We start from the raw sequence: 18,676 nt of genomic DNA on the forward strand, positions 1-18,676 counted from the left end.
CCGGACGAATATCCGCATTGCCCAGGCGTCTTCGGCCTGCTTGCGGATCACTTCGCCTGCCGCACCTGCACGGCACCAGCGGTGCCGAACAGGCGCATCAGCACCACGACGAGCAGCGCAACAAAGCTCAACTCCCACACATAGAACGCGATACCCACGTGGTCGATCATGACCTGGTGGCCGGCCTCGTTCTTGTCGAACCGGGTTGCGCGAAAGGTATCCAGCCCGATCAGGCACGCCGCTACCAACAGCGCCGCCGCCACCTTGTCCACCTTGAAGAGGTAACACAGCCACGCCAGGAAGAACAACGGATTGCTCATCCAGGCCACGCACTGGCCATCGACCACCTGCATCCAGCCAAGCAGCAGGATGACGAAGCCACCCAGGTGATCATTGCCGCCATGCAATGCGGGCAGGCATAGCGCAACGCCGTACAGCAGGGCCGATAACACGGGTAGAAAAATCTTCACGAGCGTCCTTGTCCAGGATGAGGCGAGTGTGCGTGTGCTCTTCCGGAGCTCCGGATCGCATCTGCACGGGCGAGCTTGTCCACTATAGACACTGCGCGCGCAGCTTTCACCGGCGCTCCGGGCCAGCCAGGGGCGGCCATCCCCGCACCCGGTTGCGGCTAATGCGTGCCGGTTCTCTTCGCAGCGCCCGCTCCGCCTGCCCGCTTGGCAGCGCTGCCCTTACGTGCCACGGCCATGTTGTCGACCAGGTTGGGATAGGGCCGGCCCGCTGCCTTGGCGCGCTGTCTGGCCTGCGTCTTCTGCGCTGGAGAAAGCGAACCTGAGCGCGAAGCACGCTTCGGATCCGGCTTGTTCCATGGCGCTGAAGCCTTGCCCTCGCCTTTCTTCGCAGTACTGCGCGTGGAGGCGCTCTTGCTGGCCGCAGGTCGGCGAGCGGCGGTCTTTTTAGTCGCAGTCTTCTTTGCAGGTCTTTTCTTCGCCGTCGCTTTCTTGACTGCGGTCTTCCTTGCTGCGGTCTTCTTTACAGCCGCCTTCTTGGCTGCCGTCGTGCCGGTGGCCTTGCGGGCACCGGTCGACGACCTGGACGTTGATGTCGCCGCGCTACCGGCCACTGCTTTGCCGGCTGCGCCTTTTCTCGCCGAAGGTTTCTTCGCGGAGGGCGTTCCCGTTGTGTTCCTTGCGGCCTTCTTTGCGGCGGTCTTCCTTGCGGTGCGTTTTGCTGCGGTCTGCCCGGCGGTGCGTGTCTTCGTACCACTGGCGCCAGTGGCGGCCGTGTTGCTGGTGCCTGTGCCCTTTCCTGCTTTGGTCTTCGCGCTGGCTGCATCGTGCAGACGCTGGTACAGCCGCGCCGCCCAGCGCTGGCCGGCGTCGCCGCCCCAGAGCAGCCAGGCGATGTAGCCTGCAGATGGAGCACTGCGATCGGCCCAGCCCTTGGCATTCTTGTCCACGCTGTGGCGCGCGAAGTACGCATGCATGCGCCGGATGGTCTGCGTGGACAGCGACGTCTGTGCCGACAGGTCGCGCGCGCGCGCAACGCCGATCGCGGTGCCGCCACGCCCGTGCTGCTCGCGCAAGCGCAGTCCGCGTGCCGCTGCATTGGCAACGTTCCTGGGTGGCAGTGTGGAAATCGCCTGCTTTGCTGGTGTGCGTGGCACGGGTTGCTCCTGTCGCATCGAATTACCGTAGTGTTCGCATGCGCCGTGCTGCTGCATGTGAAGAGGCTGGCAGCCGGGCCTGCGCACGCCACACGCCGATGGAGGCGACTCGGCGATACGCAGGCACGCCACGCGGCGCGCGCTTGCGCGGCAGTCAAGGCGAGCTCTCGCTCAGCATGCACTGGCAAGCGACATCCGCCGCGCCAGGCGCAGGCGCAGGCGCAGATCAGCCTGCTTGGGAAGCTGGATCGCCGTGCATGTGTCGCTACACTGGCCTGCCACGGCTATCGCAAGAGTGCTGCATGCGCCTGTTGAAGACCTCGTTCCACGCGGGCCTGCTCGCTGCCGCAATCGGCATGCTCCCCGCGCTTGCGCAGGCTGCCGACGCAGCGGCGCCGGCAGCCACGTCGGCGCAATCGACACAGTCGCCCCAGTGGCAGGTGCTGAGCCCGCGCAACCAACCGCATGCGCGGCATGAGAACAGCATGGTGGCCATTGGCGATCGCCTGTATCTGGTCGGTGGACGCGATCAGCGCCCGCTGGAGATCTTCGACACCCGCACGCGCCGCTGGTCGCAGGGCAGTGCGCCGCCGCTGATGGTGAGCCACGCGCAGGCGGTGGTGTCGTCGGGCAAGCTGTACGTCGTGGGCGGGTTCACCGGCGACTATCCCGAGGAAGCGTCGCTGAGCAATCTGCTGATCTACGATCCCCGCACCGACCATTGGCAGGTGGGGCCGGAGATTCCCGAGCATCGCCGCCGCGGCGCGGCAGGCGCGGTGGAGCACGACGGCGTGCTGTACCTGGTCGGCGGCAACACGCGCGGCCATATGAGCGGCTATGTGCCATGGCTGGATGCGTTCGACACCAGAACGCAGCAATGGGCGCAGCTGGCCGACGCACCGCGTGCCCGCGATCATTTCCATGCAGTGGTGCTCGACGGGAAACTGTATGCCGCCGGTGGACGCAGGTCGGCGCACGAAAGCGGCAATACCCTGGCGCAAACGATTCCTGACGTCGATGTGTATGACATCCAGCGCGGCACCTGGTCGGTAGCACCGGCTGCGCTGCCGACGCAGCGCGCAGGCACTGCGGCCATCGCACGCAATGGCCGCCTGCTGGTCATCGGTGGCGAGAGCATGCGGCAGGTCAAGGCGCACGACGAGGTGGAAGCCTACGACCCAGCCGCGTCCATCTGGACGACGCTGGCAGCATTGCCGCAAGGGCGGCATGGCACCCAGGTTGCCGCCATCGGCGACGATCTGTACATCGTTGCGGGCAGCGGCAACCGTGGCGGCGGGCCGGAGCTGGATGATGTGTTGGTGTTGGGCGGGGCGGAAGCCACACGCTAAGCGAGGTGGGTTGCATCCGAGCCGGATCGCAGTCTTGGCTCGAAGGGAAAGCGACTTGTCGTACTGGGCGATCGGTCACGCTCCATCGCGGCCAGGGCCGCTCCTACAAGAGCGGCGACTGGATGTGGTGGGCTATCGGGTGCTACCTTGCAAACTCCAGGCCCCGCGCCTTGACGCGCACCCGCGTCAGCATCGCGTGCGAGGTCATGTAGAGGGTGTGGCCGTCGTCGCCGAAGGCGCAATTGGAGATGGCCTCGCCGGTTTCGATGCGGCCCAGCCTGCGGCCGTCGGGGGCGAACACGATGACCCCGCCGGGGCCGGTGGCGAACAGGTGGCCGTCGGCGGAGACCGCCATGCCGTCGGGCAGGCCGGGCGCGTCCTTGGCCACCAGATCGGAGGCGTCGGCGAACACGCGCTTGCCGGTCACCGCACCGTTGGCGTCGAGCGTGTAGGCCATCCAGATCGGGCGCTGCGGATCGGAGTTGGCCACATACAAGGTGCGCTCGTCGGGCGACAGGGCGATGCCGTTGGGAAGGCTGAGGCTGTCGTCCAGCAGGTGCACGCTGCCGTCGGTGTCCAGGCGGTAGATGCCGTTGAAGCGCAGTTCCTTGACCGGCGAGTCGTTCATGCCCTTCAGGCCATACGGCGGGTCGGTGAAGAACACCACGCCATCGCTGCGGCGGACCAGATCATTGGGGCTGTTGAAGCGGTGGCCTTCGAACTGCGTTGCCAGCGGTGTCTTCTTGCGCGTGACCGGGTCGAGCCTGGCGACGATGCGCGTGCCGGAATCGGCCAGCAACACAGTGCCATCGGGTTCGGCATACAACCCATTGGCGCCGGCCTCGCGTAGCGTGGCCTGCTCGGGGCCGCTGTAACCAGACGGCGACAGCAGGACCGACAGGCCCGCCTCCTCGGACCAACGATAAAGCGTGTTTTCCGGCACATCGGTGAACAACAGATAGCCGCCATTGCGCACCCAGGCCGGGCCCTCGGACCAGGTGAAGCCTTCGGTGAGCTTCTCGATGCGCGCGTCGGCCGCAACCACCTTACCGAAGCGCTGGTCGAAGGTTTCCAGGTGCCCGATCGCCGTGAAGCGCGGCGGCGGAGCTTCCTTTTTCGTGCAGGCAGCGACAATGGCCAGCAGCGGAACGGCCAACAGCAGATAGGGCGGTAAGCGCATCGGTCAGTCCAGTAACGAAGTCGGGCCATGATGCCACCATGCGTGTGCAGGTCTGCTGCGCACGCTGGCGACCATGCTAGCGCTCGCCAGCGTGCGCCGGCACCGCCAATATCGCATCCACTGCCGGCTTGGGCTGGTGATTGCGATCAAACAGCAGCGGATAATTGGTACGCCCCGGCACGGGGTAGTCGTTCTTCCATGACATGCCGTCGGTGACGCCCCAGACACTGACGCGGGCGAGCTTGTCGCGCTTGCGCCAGAACAGCGCGAACAATTCGGCATAGCGATCACGCAGTTGCGCCTGCACCTGCGCTGGCAGGCCATCGCGATACGGGTCGAGAAAGCGCTTGAATTCCGGCAGCTGGAACTGCGTGTGTGCAAGGCCGGTGCCGATGACCTGGCCTTCCCTGGTGAGCGGCAACACGTCGATATCCAGCTCGGTGATCATGACCTTGATGCCGAGCGCGGCGTAGGCATCGATGGCGTCTTCGATGTCGCGCAGGCTGGGGTAGTTGAGCCCCCAGTGTCCCTGCATGCCGACGCCGTCGATACGGATGCCGGCCTGCTGCAGCATCCTGACCATGCGCACGATCCCGTCGCGCTTGCTGGGCCGCCAGGCGTTGAAATCGTTGTAGTAGAGCTGCGCATCCGGTGCATACCGCTGGGCAAAGGCGAAGGCGTTACGCACCACGGTGTCGCCGTCGCCGACCCGCTGCACCCAGTTGGTATCGCGGTAACTGCCGTCTTCGTCGATGATCTCGTTGACCACGTCCCAGGCCTGCACCTTGCCGGCATACCGCCCTGCCACCTGCGCGATGTGCGCGCGCATGCGCTCCAGCTGCGCGTCGGCGGTGTTGGGCTTGCCCTGTGCATCGACGAAGAACCAGTCCGGCGTCTGGTTGTGCCAGACCAGCGTATGGCCGATCACGAACAGGTCGTGGCTGCGGCCGTAGGCGACGAAGGCATCGGCAGCGCTGAAGTCGAACACGCCCGGACGTGGCGCAACCACTTCGGCCTTCATCACGTTTTCGGCGGTGACGGCATTGAAGTGGCAGGCGACCAGCGCCGCAGAAGCGGCATCCTTGCCGGAGACGATGTCGGCATTGACGGCGGTGCCGATCAGGAAGCCGTCGGCGTAGGCGCGCCGGAGCGACGTGCTGCGGGTGTCGCAGGCAGCGGAGGCTGGCAGTGCAGTGACGGCGCTGATGACGGCGAACGCAATGCTCAGGCAGGTTGATGCGCGCGTACTGTTTTCTTGCATGACAGGCGTCCTGATCGGATGCGTTTTCTGTTCTCTTCGCGGCTGACCGTGACTGGCAATGCGCGCCAATGCGGGATCGCAGCTTATGCGTTGCCAGGTGCGTGTGAATCCGGCAACCACGCTAGCGAACGCGGGAGCACGTTTGCGTCCATCGCATCTGTTGCGTGCAGGCACCGCATCGCCATCCGCACGCGACAGCTCACCTGCACGTGCCACACAATTGCCGAGCAGCAGCCCCATCACTCCACCACCACCTGCGCACTGGCCGCCTGCAAGCTGTCGGACTCGACATGGACGGTGATCGTGCCCCGCACGCCGGCCTTGCCGCGCACGATCGCCAGACACAGGCCGTTGAAGGCGTTGCGCTGCGGCGCGGCGAACGACTCCAGGTTGGTGGGGTCGCCATTGTCGGTAGCGACGAGTTCGCCCGGGCCCTCGATGCGGAAACGCAGGCGGTCGCCAGCGGTCGGCGCAGGACGTCCGGCGCGATCGAACAGGCGCACGGTGACAAAGCTCAGATCCTGCCCGTCGCCACGGATGCGGCTGCGGTCGGGCATCACCTGCATGCGCGCGGCGCTGCCGGCGGTCTGCACGCGGTCGCTGGCCCAAGGCTTGCCCTGCCTGTACGCCTGCACGCGCAGCTCGCCGGGCTGGTAGACCACATCGTCCCAGCGCAGCCGGTACTGCAGCGGGCCCTTGCGCTTGCGCCCCTGCGAGACGCCATTGACGAACAGCTCGGCCTCGTCGCCGGAGGTGAACACATGCACCGGCGTGACCTGGCCCTCGCGGCCGGGCCAGGTCCAGTGCGGCAGCAGGTGCGCCATCGGCAGGTCGGGGCGCCAGCGTGACTGATACAGCCAGTAGCGGTCCTTGGGAAAACCGGCCAGATCGAAGATGCCGGAGTAGGAACTGCGCGAGCTGTAGTACGGCGTGGGCTCGCCCAGATAATCGAAACCGGTCCAGACGAATTCGCCGGCAACATACCGATGCTGGTCCTGGGCCGCGAACACCTTGTCGGCGCTGGAGCCGAAGTCCACCGCATGCAGTTCGTAGGCGCTGACCTGGTGCGCGACCGAATCGCCGCCGCGCCCATCGCGCACCGGCGCGCTGGTGTCCGGCGTCACCGGAAACAGATACACGCCGCGGCTGCTCAAGGCCGAGGCGGTCTCGCTGCTGAGGATGGCCTTGTGCGGAAACTTCGCATGGAACGCCGGGTATTGCGGTTGCTTGCGAATACGCTCGGTGCCGGCGAACTCCGGTGTGTCGCGGATGCCCTCGCCCTGGTAGTTGAGGCTGATGACATCCAGCGCAGCCGGTAGCGGCATGTCCGGCGAGGCGTAGTTCATCGCCACCGTGGCCGGGCGCGAGGGGTCTTCCTCATGCACGATGGCGTGCAGTGTGCGTGCGATCGCCGCGCCCTGCTCGCCGGTGTATTGCTCGCCGACCTCGTTGCCAACGCTCCACAGCACCACCGAGGGATGATTGCGGTCGCGCCGCAGCATCGCGCGCAGGTCCGGCTCGTGCCACTGCGGGAACACCAGGTGGAAATCCAGCGGGGTCTTCTTCATCTGCCAACTGTCGAACACCTCGTCCACCACCAGCAGGCCCATGCGGTCGGTCAGCTCCAGCAGCTCCGGCGCGGGCGGGTTATGGCTCATGCGGATGGCGTTGGCGCCCATCTGCTGCAGCAGCTGCAGTTGCCGCTCGGCGGCGCGCACATTGAACGCCGCACCCAGCGCGCCGAGGTCGTGATGATTGTTCACGCCGCGAATCGGCACCTGTTCGCCGTTGACCAGCAGGCCCTGCTCGGCATCGAACACGATGCTGCGGATGCCGAACGGCGTTTCGTAGCGATCCACTACATGCCCATCCTGGCGGACCTCGGTCACTGCGACATAGCGATGTGGGCGCTGGGTGGGCGGCGGGCCCCAGAGACGTGGTTGGTCGATCTGCGTGCTGCCCTGCACGCGGGCGCTACCACCCGCGGGAACCGCAACCCGCATGGCGGCAATGCGCGCGACCGGCTCGCCACTGCGCGTACCGCGTGCAGCGTCGAGCACATAGATCGCGGTGCTCACCTGCGCCAGCACCGCACTGCGGGCGGCATTGTCCAGCGTGACTGCCAGCTGCACCTGCGCCCGGTCGGCCGACACCTGCGGCGTGGTCAGCTGCGTGCCCCAGTGCGCGACATGCAGCGGCGCGGTCCTGGTCAGCCATACATTGCGATACAGCCCGCCACCGGGATACCAACGCGCCGAGTCGGGCGGGTTGTCCAGGCGGATCGCCAGCTGGTTGCTGGCGCCAAACACCACGTGCGGGCTCAGGTCCACGCGCCAGGAGCTGTAGCCATACGGCCAGCCGCCGACCAGCTTGCCGTTGAGCCAGACCGTGGCGTAGGCCATCGCGCCATCGAGATCCAGAAACAGCGAACGTCCGCGATCGCTGGCCGGAATGTCCAGCGTCTTGCGGTACCAGCCCACGCCCCAGCTCGGCAGGCGCCCCATGCCGCCGTACGGGCCATCGGCCAGGAACGGCCCGGCGATGGCCCAATCGTGCGGCAGATCCACGCGCTCCCAGCCGCTGTCGTCGAACTGCGGCTGCACGAAGGCCACGCTGCTGCCCGGATGCCCGGGCGGTCGGACATGGCGGTTTGCCGGGTCTGCAATCAACGCATTGGCCGTGGGCAGGATCCACGGCTTGAGCACGCGTGTTGCGCCGGCATCAAGGTGCTGCGCCTGCTCGGGCCGGGCATCGGCCACCTTGCCGTCTTCGCTGCGTAGCACCTGCGGGCGGACGTCGTAATCCAGGAGTTGGCGATTGCCGGGAGGGTCGCCGCGGTGGAAGCGCCATTGCGCGTTGAGCGAGATCCGCTCTTTTGGCAGTTCGGTAGGCGCCGGTGGTGCTGCCAGCGCGGGCATGACGATGAAGATGCAGAGCATCGCCACACGTGCAACACCTGCGCAGCGCCTCAAATCGTGCATCACCGGTGCCTGCCTGCCGGCACGCGTCATGGCGCGGCACTCTTCTGCCGTCTATACACGCACGGCATGTCCGCCCCTCGTGCACACGGGTGGGCATCGCTGCCTGCTGCCTCGCCCACCTTCACAGGTGGTAGGCCCGCTTGGGCAAGCGGTAGGCCAGATCGATCGCCACCTCGACCGCTTCATCCTCATCCAGGCGATGCTCGGCAACCAGCCTGGCGAGAAACGCGCTGTCCACGCGCCGCGCCACATCGTGGCGTGCCGGGATCGACAGGAAGGCGCGGGTGTCGTCGTTGAAACCCACGGTATTGTAGAAGCCGGCACTGGCGAGCGTCTGCTCGCGGAACCGCCACATGCCCTCCGGCGCGTCATGGAACCACCAGGCCGGGCCCAGCAACAGCGACGGGTAATGACCGGCCAGCGGCGCCAGTTCGCGGCTGTAGCTGGTTTCGTCCAGCGTGAACACGATCAGCCGGAAGCGCGGGTCATTGCCGAACCGGTCCAGCAGCGGCTTGAGCGCGTGCACGTAGTCGGTACGCATCGGAATATCGGCGCCCTTGTCGCGCCCGAAGGTCTGGAACAACTGCCGGTTGTGATTGCGGAAGCAGCCCGGATGCAGCTGCATCACCAGGCCATCGTCCAGGCTCATCGCCGCCATCTCGGTCAGCACCTGCGCGCGGAACAGCTCGGCCTGCGCGGGCGTGGCCGCACCGCGCACCACGGTGTCGAACAGGCGCTGCGCCTCGGCCGGCGACAGATCGGCGGTGGCCGCGCTGGGGTGGCCATGGTCGGTGGAGGTTGCGCCGTGTGCGGCAAAGAACGCGCGGCGCTGCCGATGCGCACGCAGATAGCCCTGCCAGCTCAGCACGTCCTCGCCGGTGAGCGCGCCAAACTGCTGCAGCGCGCCGGCAAACTGTTCGTGTTCGGGGTCGACCACCGGGTCCGGCCGGTACGCGGTGAGCACGCGTCCCTTCCAGCCGCTGGCGCGAATGGCCGCGTGGTGCTGCAGCGTGTCCAGCGGCGATTCGGTGGTGGCAATCACCTCGATGTTGAAACGCTCGAACAAGGCCCGCGGGCGAAACGCCGCTGTCTGCAAGGCGGCGGTGATGTGGTCGTAGTAATGATCGGCGGTGCCGGCATCCAGCCGGATGCGCAGGTCGAACACATCATGAAAGACATGGTTTAGCCACAACGCTGACGGCGTACCGCGCAGCAACGTGTAGTGCTCGGCGAACACGCGCCACGCCGCGCGCGGGTCCACCGCCGCGCGCGACCCGTCCGCCCGCGGGATGCCCAATGCGTCCAACGCGATGCCCTGGCTGTAGAGCATGCGGAACACATAATGGTCCGGCACCAGCAGCAACTCGGTGGCATTGGCGAATGGCGCATCGGTGGCGAACCATGCCGGGTCGGTATGGCCGTGCGGGCTGATGATCGGCAGCGCGGCGACCTGCGCATACAGGCGCCGTGCGATCGCGCGCGTGCCGGGGTCGGCGGGCAGCAGGCGGTCGTCGTGCAGGGTCAGGGGCGAAGGCGTGGACATGGCATCAATGCACCAAAAGAGACTGAAAACGAAATCCAGCAACTGCACGCGTCATGGCGCGCGCGTGCCGGGATGGCTGGCAACGTAATCGCGCAGCCAGGTCAGGGCAGGCCGTTCGGTGCCATCGGCACGGATCAGGTACGCCGCCTCCTTGTCGCGCCACAGGCCGGGGCGGAACCCCCACAGCGTGATGCCGCGCACCGCCGGGTGCTCCCAGAACACCGGGAAGACGCGCTGGTAGTCGGCCAGCTGCTGCGCATCGCTGGGGCCGTCCAGATCGAACTCGGTGATGTAGATCGGCAGGCCGGTCGCGGCCAATGTATCGAGATTGGCATGATGCACCGACATCGCCACGTTCGGGGTGGTTTCAAAGGCATGCTCCTGCACGCCGATCGCATCGACCAGCTGCTCGCGCTGCAGCAGCTGCACGATCTGCAGGTACTTCTGCGTGGCCTGGGCGCTGTTGGTGATGCTGTAGTCGTTGATCATCAGCCGCGCACGCGGGAAGTGCTGGCGCGCCAGCCGGAACGACTGCAGCACCCATTCCCAGCCGCTGGCGCCGTTGCCGCCGAGTGCCTGCAGATAATTGCCGCCGCCGGTGTCGTCCTTGCTGGGCGGGTCGTTGAGCGGTTCGTTGACCACTTCCAGCAGGTCGATGTCCGGATACCGCTGCGCAACCGCAGCAAACCACTGCGCGATCTCGCGGCGTTGCTCGGCCGGCGGCAACGACTTGATCCACTCCGGCTGCTGGTTGCCCCACACCATCACATGCATCTGGAACGGCATGCCGTTGGCCTTGGCCAGTTTGTAGGCCGTATCCAGCCCGCTCCAGTCCATCTGGTCGCGCACCGCTTCCACGCTGCCCCACTTGCCGCTGTTTTCCGGGGTGAGCTTGTTCCAGTACTGCGCGAATCCTGGCGCCTGTTGCGGGCTGTAGGCGCTGCCCAGGAACTTGGGCGCGCCGGCGGCCAGCGGTGCGGCCTGCGCCAGGCTTGCGATGTTCGCTGCCAACAACACGCCGGCTGCCAGTGTGCGTAAGTGCATGATGCTCCCCTCAGGACGATGCGGTGGCGGCCGGTGAGGCCGCTGCCGGCAGCTGCGCCGGCTCCAGGCGTGGTACCAGCGCGTGCACCACCGCCAGCGCCAGCAGGTAGGCCGAGCCTGCCATCAGGAACACCGGCACATAACTGCCGGTGGCCTGCAGCAGGAACCCGATGAAGGTGGCGATCAGCATGCCACCGACCGCCCCGGCAAAGCCGCCGATGCCGACCACCGTGGCCACCGCATGCCGCGGAAACATGTCAGAGGGCAGCGTGAACAGGTTGGCCGACCAACCCTGGTGCGCGGCAGTGGCCAGGCCGATCAGGCCGACCGCCAGCCACAGATTATCGGCACGTGCAGCGAACACGATCGGCACCACCGAGACGGCGCAGATCAGCATGGCGGTCTTGCGCGCGCGGTTGACGCTCCAGCCGCGCGCGATGAAGCGCCCGGCGACCCAGCCGCCGGCAATGCTGCCGATGTCGGCCAGCACGAAGATCACGATCAACGGCGCGCCCAGTTGCAACAGGCTCAAACCGTATTCGGCATGCAGGAACTTGGGCAGCCAGAACAGGAAGAACCACCAGATCGGGTCGGTGATGAACTTGCCCAGCACGAACGCCCAGGCCTGCCGGTGCCGCAGCGCCTGCAGCCACGACAGCCGCCGCTGCACCGGCTCGTGCGCATCGCTGCGGATATGCGCCAGCTCTGCCGCCGACAGGCCGGGCTGCTGCTCCGGCGGGTGATAACTGAGCCACCACACCAGCAGCCAGGTGGCGCTGAGCACGCCGGTGAACAGGAAGGCCGCCTGCCAGCCCCAGGCGGTGGCGATCAGCGGTACCAGCAACGGCGCGACGATGGCGCCGATGTTGGAGCCGGAATTGAAGATGCCGGTGGCCAGGGCGCGCTCGCGACGCGGAAACCACTCGGCCACCGTCTTCAACGCGGCGGGGAAGTTGCCAGACTCGCCCAGCCCCAGGAAGAAGCGCGCGATCGCAAAGCCCACCACGCTGGTGGCCAGCGCATGCCCCATCGCCGCCAGGCTCCAGATGCCGATCGCCAGCGCGTAGCCGACGCGCGTGCCGAAGCGGTCGATCACCGCACCGCTGCACAACAGGCCCAGCGCGTAGGCGGCCTGGAAGGCGGTGACGATATAGCCGTACTGGATCTCGTTCCAGCCGATCTGCGTCTGCAGAAACGGCGCCAGCACGCCCAGCACCTGGCGGTCGACATAGTTGATGGTGGTGGCGGCAAGCAGCAGTGCGCACACGCGCCACCGCATGCGGCCCAGGCGCGCCAGCGTGCCGGCGGGCGCAGCGGCGTGCGGCAACTGGCTCATGTGCCCGCGCGCCGCAGCGCTGCTGCGCGCAGCATGCGCGGGGCAATCGCGCAGCGACCACTGCTAGGCACTGCCACATGCCCGGGGTAGCCCGGCCTCTGGCTGCCGCGTTCTTCGGTTCGATTCATCGAGCACTGCACCTGCACGAAGGTGGCCTTGCGCCACGGGTGATAGCGCTACCATTACCACGCTGTCGGGCAAAAACCATCGCGCAGTGCAGCACGCCAGCGCGTGGTGCGCAGCCGGCACGGTTTCTATCAGCGCCGCTGTTGCCCGCCGCCGCGATACCTCGCCGCCTATGCTGCCCTGCAGCGTGATGTTCTGAATTTGGTAGCGCTACCATCCGGCGTCACTGATCGCCCGTTCTTCCCCACCGCACCATCGCCGCGCCGCGCATCGGCAGCGGCACTCCCTGCGCAGGGGCGATGCGTGGGACATCTGCTCACCTGTTAGGGAAGGGATTACGGTGAAGAACAGCTACGCACGAACCGCGTTGTCCTGCGCGTTGGGGTCCATCCTGCTGGGCATGGCCAGCACTGCCGCCTGGGCGCAGTCCAGCGATGCCAGCAGCGCCGCGCCTGCCGCACAACCGCCACCGGCCACCGCTGCCGGCGGCGATGCGGTGACCCAGCTCGACACCGTCACCGTGTCCGGCTACCGACGCAGCATCCAGTTCTCCACCGATGCCAAGCGCGACTCGGTGGGCTTTGCCGACACCGTGTTTGCCGAGGACATCGGCAAGTTCCCGGACATGAATATCGCCGAGTCGCTCAACCGCATCCCCGGTGTGCAGCTCTCGCGCGACGTCAATGGCGAGGGCTTGAACATCGCCATCCGCGGCCTGGGCACCAGCTTCACCAAGACCACGCTCAACGGCGCCAGCATCGCCACCGCCTCGATCGGCCTGAACGCGCAGAACCAGAACCGCGAAGTTGATCTGAACCTGTTTCCCACCGAATTCTTCACCCAGCTCACCGTGAGCAAGACGCCCACCGCCAGCATGCTCGAAGGTGGCGTGTCCGGCGTGGTGGACATGCGCAGCGCGCGGCCGTTCGATCGCCCCGGCGTGCACTTCACCTACCAGGCCCAGGCCGACTGGAACAGCACCAGCGAAAAGACCACCCCGCGCGGCGCCTTCATGGGCAGCTGGACCAACGAGGCAGGCACCTTCGGCGCACTGTTCGGCGTGGCCTCGGTGCGCAGCAAGCTGGGCGTGCGCGGCTTCGAAAGCGTGGGCTGGACCAACCCCGGCCTCACCTACACCCAGTGCGGCCTCACCCCGCCTGCGGGCACGCCGGCCACCAATCAGCCGGCCGCGTGCAACGTCAATGGTGGCGGCAACTGGCGCATCCCCGACCGCGTGCCGGCCACCGCCGGCAGCGGCCTGACCACCGGCGAGACCATCGATGCGGCCTGGCTGCTGGCGCGCAACCCCGACCTGAGCATCGACCAGATCAGCGACGCACTGATTCCGCGGCTGGGCCGCAGCGTGTACATGAATGGCGACCGCGACCGCGATGCCTCGGTGATGTCGCTGGAATGGCGCCCCTCCGACAGCATGCATTTCTACCTGGATACGCTGTATTCGGAAGCCAAGCGCACCACCGAGCGCATCAGCATGAATCTGATCGGCCGCAACGGCAACATGATTCCGCTGGGCATGCAGCTGGACCAGAACAACGTGGTCACCAGCGCCACCTTCGCCAATGCGCAGTACTTCCTGGAAGCGCGCCCGTACCGCGAAGAGGTCAAGTTCTGGAGCGTCAACCCGGGTGCGGAACTGTTGTTCGGCGCGGACCAGGACATCAAGCTCAACGTGCAGGCCAATGCCACGCGCAGCTGGCTGGATCGCGAATCGCCCAGCATCCTGGTCACCTCGCCGTTCACCACCGTCGACTACCGCAATGAGGGCGGCGACCGCCCGTCGATCAGCAGCCCGCTCGATCTCAACGACCCGAACCTGGGCTGGGGCTGGAACGGGGGACGGGTCAATATCCAGAACGAAAAACGCGTGACCGAAACACGTGGCGGACGTGCCGACCTGCAATTCGGCGAAGACAAGCGCAACATCAAGATCGGCGCCGCCTACGACCAGGCCGAGCGCACCATTCGCGGCTTCGACAACAGCATCGCCTGGGAGCAGGTGGTCTGCCGCGGCGGCGGCGGCACCATCTGCAACGGCGGCCCCGGCTCGGCAATTCCGAATGCGGCCCTGGCCGGCTATCTGCGCCCCGGCCCGGACGGCTTCATCACCGCCGATTTCAACCGCTTCCTGGGCGACACCAACTACTACGCGCTACGCGATTCCGCCCCGGAAACCAACTCCGCCAACACCGGTGCCTCGGCCGGCGGCATCCGCGAAAAGAACTGGGGTTTCTACATCGAAACCAACGCCGAAACCGAGGTGTGGAACCGCACGCTGCGCTTCAACGCCGGCGTGCGCTACGTGACCACCGACCAGACCATCACCGGCCCGGTCACCATCAACGGCATCCGCCGCATCCAGGTGCTGGATTCGGACTACAAGGAAACCCTGCCCTCGTTCAACGCCGCCTGGGACGTGGCAGACAACGTGGTGCTGCGCCTGTCCAGCTCGCGCACGCTCACCCGCCCCGATCCCAGCGCGATGCTGCCCAACACCAACTTCAGCGACCCCTCCGCGCAGACCGCAACCCAGGGCAATCCGAACCTGGCGCCGTATCTGTCCACCAACGTGGATTTCGGTGGCGAGTGGTACACCGGCGGCGAAGGCTATGTGGGCCTGACGCTGTTCAACAAGCGCATCAGCGGCTTCACCGTCAACGGCGTGCGGCGCATTCCCTTCAACGACCTGGGCGTGCCGTACGAGAGCCTGCTGCCGATCCAGCAGGCCGGCCTGGACCAGCGCGGCGGCCCGAATGCGGCCACCGTGGATGTGCAGACCCAGGTCAACGCCGACGGCGTGCTCAACATTCGCGGCACCGAGGCAATCTGGGTGCAGCCGCTGGACAAGCTGGTCGACGGCCTGGGCTTCAGCGTGAACTACACCCACGTCACCCAATCCTCCGAAGGCGAAGGCATTCCGGCAGTGGCGGTCGGCGTCGCACCCAACCTGTGGAACGGCACCGTGTACTGGGAAAAGGACGCCGCCTCGGTGCGCCTGTCCTACACCTGGAACGACGACATGGTGATCTCCGGCGCCAACCAGAACGGCATTCCGTATGCGCGCCTCAACGCCGATGCGCGTGGCCAGCTGGACCTGTCGGCCAGCTACGCACTGGACTGGCTGCCGTCCAAGCCGCAGCTCACCCTCAACGTCACCAACCTCACCGACGAACCGTTGCGCACCACCTACGCCTGGCCCAACGCCACCTACGATCTGTACGAGCCCGGCCGCACGGTCATGCTCGGCATCCGCGGCACGTTCTGAGCGTGGTCATCGACACGACCGCACAGAGGCCAGGCGGGTGTGGCCGACCCGTGGAGCGCGCGTGGTCTTGTTGCATGGCCCGCGCACCGCATGCCGCTGCCGCTCCCCTGGCGCGCGCGGTTTTGCCGGACACTTCAGGCGCCATGCCTGCCGCCGCGATCCGGACCGATCGCGGTCGGCGGCATGGCGCGCGCCGCGGCGTTTCCCGCAGCATTCCTCGAGCCCGCCCCGCCTCATGAACGATCCGTCACAACAGCTCTCCCTGCGCGAAAAGATCGGCTACAGCCTGGGCGACCTGGCCGCCAACCTGATCTTCCAGACGCTGGTCACCTTCCTGGCGTTCTTCTACACCGATGTGTTCCGCATCCCGGCGGGCGTGGCCGCTACGCTGATCTTCGTGGTGGGCATGCTTGGCGCGTTCGTGTTCACGCCCATCATCGGCATCCTGGCCGACCGCACCCGCACGCGCTGGGGCAAGTTCCGCCCGTGGATCCTGTGGACGGCAGTGCCGTTCGGTGCGTTGTCGCTGGCCGCGTTCAACACGCCCGCCCTCGGCGAGCAGGGCAAGATCGCCTACGCCTTCGCCACCTACACGCTGCTGATGCTGGTGTACGTGGCCAACAACCTGCCCTATTCGGCATTGAGCGGCGTGCTCACCGGCAGCATGGAGCAGCGCAATAGCCTGTCGGCATATCGCTTCCTGGCAGTGACCTTTGCGCAGTTCATCATCCAGGTGCTGCTGCTGCCGCTGGTGCTGATCCTGGGCAATGGCGACAAGGCGCAGGGCTTTCGCAACACCATGGCGCTGTTCGCCGCCGTCGGCACGCTGTGCTTTTTGATCACCTTTTTCACCACGCGCGAGCGCGTGCTGCCGATCGCCGAACAACGCACCAGCGTGCGCCAGGACCTTACCGACCTGGTCCGCAACAAGCCCTGGCTGGTGATGCTGGCGCTGACCATCCTGGTCTTCATCAATCTCGCCATGAAGGGCGGGATGTACATTTACTACTTCAAGTACTACCTCGATGCGAACGCATTGACGCTGTTTCTGGATCACGCAGGCTTCAATCGCTTTATCGGCGGCATCAACAGTGTGTTGACCGGTGCCGGCATGAGTGCACTGCAGTGGCCGCAGGACGCACCGACATCAGCGTTCAGCGTGTTTAGTGCCGGCGGCATCCTGGCGATGATCGTGGGCATCGGTTTTTCCAAGCGGCTGGCAGACCGCTACGGCAAGCGCAACGTCTTCGGTGGCGCGCTGCTGATCTCCACCGTGTTTCTGCTGGCGTTCTACGTGTACCCGCCGGATGCGATTGGCTGGGTGTTCGCCTCCTATGTGCTGCATGGCTTCTTCTACGGCATCACCATCCCGCTGCTGTGGGCGATGATCGCCGACGTGGCCGACTACTCGGAGTGGAAGAACCACCGCCGCGCCACCGCGATCATCTTCTCGGCGATGTTGTGCGGGCTGAAGATCGGCCTGAGCGTCGGCGGCGCCCTGGTCGCCGGCATCCTGGCCTTCTATGGCTACGACGCCGCCCTGCCGCTGCAAGGCGAAGCAGTGACGAGCGGCATTCGCCTGGCCATCAGCGTGTATGCGTCCATCCCGTTCCTGCTCGGCACCGCGTTGCTGGCGCTGTATGAGATCGACAAGACGCTGGAAACCCGCATCGAACACGAGCTGGGCCTGCGCCGTCAGGCCGCACCACTCGCTTCGCCCTGACTCCCTCCTCCCACCTCATGCACAGGTACGCGCATGTCCGATGAACTGCACACCGTTGCACTGCAGGCGCTGGCGCGCACCGCCATTTCCGCACCGCTGGTCACCCACCTCTACACCGCCGACCCGTCTGCACACGTGTTCGACGGCGCGCTGTACATCTACCCCTCCCACGACATCGATGCCGGCGTTGCCTTCAGCGACGACGGCTCGCACTTCGACATGGCCGACTACCACGTGCTGCGCATGGCGCATCCGCACGCGCCGGTGGAAGACCTGGGGCAGGTGCTGCACGTGCGCGACGTGCCCTGGGCACAGCGCCAGATGTGGGCACCGGATGCCGCGCAGCGCGACGGCAAGACCTACCTGTATTTCCCTGCAAAGCGTGCCGACGGCATCTTCCAGATCGGCGTGGCAGTCGGCGATGGCCCGCAAGGCCCGTTCGTCGCCGAGCCCGAACCCATTGCCGGCACCTACTCGATCGACCCGGCCATCCTGGCCGACGACGACGGCGCGCACTACCTGTACTTCGGCGGCATCTGGGGCGGCCAGCTGCAGCACTACCGCGACAATGTCTACGCGCCGACCCATCAGGAACCTGACGACGCTGCGCCTGCGCTTGGCCCGCGCGTCGCCCGCCTGCGCGAGGACATGACGCAACTGGCAGAACCCACCCGCGAGATCGTCATCCTCGACGAACACGGCGCCCCGCTCCGCGCCGGCGACCACGCCCGCCGCTTCTTCGAAGGCCCCTGGGTGCATCGCCATGCGGGCCGCTACTACCTGTCGTATTCCACCGGCGACACCCACCTGATCTGCTACGCCACCAGCGACTCCCCGTACGGGCCATTCGCCTACCAGGGCGTGCTGCTCGCACCGGTGATTGGCTGGACCACGCATCACTCCATCTGTGCGGTCGAAGGCCAGTGGTATCTGTTCTATCACGACGCTGTCTTGTCGGGCGGGCAGACGCATCTGCGCAGCATCAAGATGGCACCGTTGCAGCATGCTGCCGACGGAAGGATCGCGACGATTTATCCATATGGCGAAGACGCGGTGTCACCCTGGTGAATGTCGTTGCGCTCCTGCTTCCCGGAACGTCCACCAGCGCGTCATGGCTCCACCGCCGGCACTGAACGACACGTCCTGTCACCGCGATGCTTTCAAAGCACGTCGTGATCCTTACTACGGCCGATCGTCGCCCCAGCGCTCAAGTCTTTGATCGAGCA

At 66.4% G+C, this 18,676-nt stretch carries 12 protein-coding genes; 4 read left to right on the plus strand and 8 right to left on the minus strand.

The features are described 5' to 3' along the window. Positions 1 to 47: 47 nt before the first annotated feature. Together CPBF1521_RS20735 and CPBF1521_RS21925 are read right to left on the minus strand one after the other, a co-directional pair. Entirely contained in the window at positions 48 to 470 is a 423-nt protein-coding gene (locus CPBF1521_RS20735) for a hypothetical protein (RefSeq protein ID WP_115678142.1), read from the minus strand. A 158-nt stretch (positions 471 to 628) separates the two neighbouring features. Next, a complete protein-coding gene (locus tag CPBF1521_RS21925; RefSeq protein WP_201798640.1) occupies positions 629 to 1,624 on the minus strand; it encodes a DNA-binding protein in 996 nt (331 codons plus the stop codon). 302 nt (positions 1,625 to 1,926) lie between these two features. Here CPBF1521_RS21925 and CPBF1521_RS20750 point away from each other — a divergent pair, with 302 nt between their 5' ends. Then, positions 1,927 to 2,973: a Kelch repeat-containing protein gene (locus CPBF1521_RS20750; RefSeq protein ID WP_115678143.1), complete on the plus strand. Its 1,047-nt coding sequence runs from the start codon at positions 1,927 to 1,929 to the stop codon at positions 2,971 to 2,973. Positions 2,974 to 3,115: 142 nt separating this feature from the next. Here the strand turns inward: CPBF1521_RS20750 and CPBF1521_RS20755 are convergent, their stop codons facing one another. From CPBF1521_RS20755 to CPBF1521_RS20780, 6 genes are all read right to left on the minus strand, one after another. Beyond that, a complete protein-coding gene (locus tag CPBF1521_RS20755; protein ID WP_115678144.1) occupies positions 3,116 to 4,153 on the minus strand; it encodes an SMP-30/gluconolactonase/LRE family protein in 1,038 nt (345 codons plus the stop codon). 76 nt (positions 4,154 to 4,229) lie between these two features. Next, the gene (locus CPBF1521_RS20760) at positions 4,230 to 5,414 is read right to left on the minus strand and encodes an endo-1,4-beta-xylanase (RefSeq protein WP_181901317.1); all 1,185 of its coding nucleotides are present in this window, start codon (positions 5,412 to 5,414) and stop codon (positions 4,230 to 4,232) included. A 239-nt stretch (positions 5,415 to 5,653) separates the two neighbouring features. After that, positions 5,654 to 8,332 carry a beta-galactosidase GalB gene (gene galB, locus CPBF1521_RS20765; RefSeq protein WP_115678231.1) on the minus strand — a complete coding sequence of 893 codons (2,679 nt, stop codon included), beginning with the start codon at positions 8,330 to 8,332 and terminating at the stop codon, positions 5,654 to 5,656. 184 nt (positions 8,333 to 8,516) lie between these two features. Further along, positions 8,517 to 9,938 carry a glucuronate isomerase gene (uxaC, locus tag CPBF1521_RS20770; protein WP_115678145.1) on the minus strand — a complete coding sequence of 474 codons (1,422 nt, stop codon included), beginning with the start codon at positions 9,936 to 9,938 and terminating at the stop codon, positions 8,517 to 8,519. Between the two features lie 51 nt (positions 9,939 to 9,989). Then, positions 9,990 to 10,982 carry an endo-1,4-beta-xylanase gene (locus CPBF1521_RS20775; RefSeq protein ID WP_115678146.1) on the minus strand — a complete coding sequence of 331 codons (993 nt, stop codon included), beginning with the start codon at positions 10,980 to 10,982 and terminating at the stop codon, positions 9,990 to 9,992. A gap of 10 nt (positions 10,983 to 10,992) precedes the next feature. After that, a complete protein-coding gene (locus CPBF1521_RS20780) occupies positions 10,993 to 12,318 on the minus strand; it encodes an MFS transporter (RefSeq protein WP_115678147.1) in 1,326 nt (441 codons plus the stop codon). A 466-nt stretch (positions 12,319 to 12,784) separates the two neighbouring features. Here CPBF1521_RS20780 and CPBF1521_RS20785 point away from each other — a divergent pair, with 466 nt between their 5' ends. From CPBF1521_RS20785 to CPBF1521_RS20795, 3 genes are all read left to right on the plus strand, one after another. Continuing rightward, a complete protein-coding gene (locus CPBF1521_RS20785; protein WP_181901318.1) occupies positions 12,785 to 15,727 on the plus strand; it encodes a TonB-dependent receptor in 2,943 nt (980 codons plus the stop codon). 235 nt (positions 15,728 to 15,962) lie between these two features. Further along, entirely contained in the window at positions 15,963 to 17,450 is a 1,488-nt protein-coding gene (locus CPBF1521_RS20790) for an MFS transporter (RefSeq protein ID WP_115678148.1), read from the plus strand. Between the two features lie 33 nt (positions 17,451 to 17,483). Next, positions 17,484 to 18,518 (plus strand): glycoside hydrolase family 43 protein, encoded by a 1,035-nt coding sequence (locus CPBF1521_RS20795; RefSeq protein WP_115678149.1) that lies wholly within the window; start codon positions 17,484 to 17,486, stop codon positions 18,516 to 18,518. Positions 18,519 to 18,676: the final 158 nt, after the last annotated feature.

The sequence above is a fragment of the Xanthomonas euroxanthea genome (assembly GCF_900476395.1).
GTDB lineage: Bacteria > Pseudomonadota > Gammaproteobacteria > Xanthomonadales > Xanthomonadaceae > Xanthomonas > Xanthomonas euroxanthea.

Excerpts from the sequence above, each read along its gene's own strand:
- CPBF1521_RS20790 (WP_115678148.1), top strand. The coding sequence starts at position 15,963 with ATGAACGATCCGTCACAACAGCTCTCCCTGCGCGAAAAGATCGGCTAC.
- CPBF1521_RS20795 (WP_115678149.1), top strand. The coding sequence starts at position 17,484 with ATGTCCGATGAACTGCACACCGTTGCACTGCAGGCGCTGGCGCGCACC.
- uxaC (WP_115678145.1), bottom strand. The coding sequence starts at position 9,938 with ATGTCCACGCCTTCGCCCCTGACCCTGCACGACGACCGCCTGCTGCCC.
- CPBF1521_RS20750 (WP_115678143.1), top strand. The coding sequence starts at position 1,927 with ATGCGCCTGTTGAAGACCTCGTTCCACGCGGGCCTGCTCGCTGCCGCA.
- CPBF1521_RS20760 (WP_181901317.1), bottom strand. The coding sequence starts at position 5,414 with ATGCAAGAAAACAGTACGCGCGCATCAACCTGCCTGAGCATTGCGTTC.
- CPBF1521_RS20755 (WP_115678144.1), bottom strand. The coding sequence starts at position 4,153 with ATGCGCTTACCGCCCTATCTGCTGTTGGCCGTTCCGCTGCTGGCCATT.
- galB (WP_115678231.1), bottom strand. The coding sequence starts at position 8,332 with ATGCCCGCGCTGGCAGCACCACCGGCGCCTACCGAACTGCCAAAAGAG.
- CPBF1521_RS20775 (WP_115678146.1), bottom strand. The coding sequence starts at position 10,982 with ATGCACTTACGCACACTGGCAGCCGGCGTGTTGTTGGCAGCGAACATC.
- CPBF1521_RS20780 (WP_115678147.1), bottom strand. The coding sequence starts at position 12,318 with ATGAGCCAGTTGCCGCACGCCGCTGCGCCCGCCGGCACGCTGGCGCGC.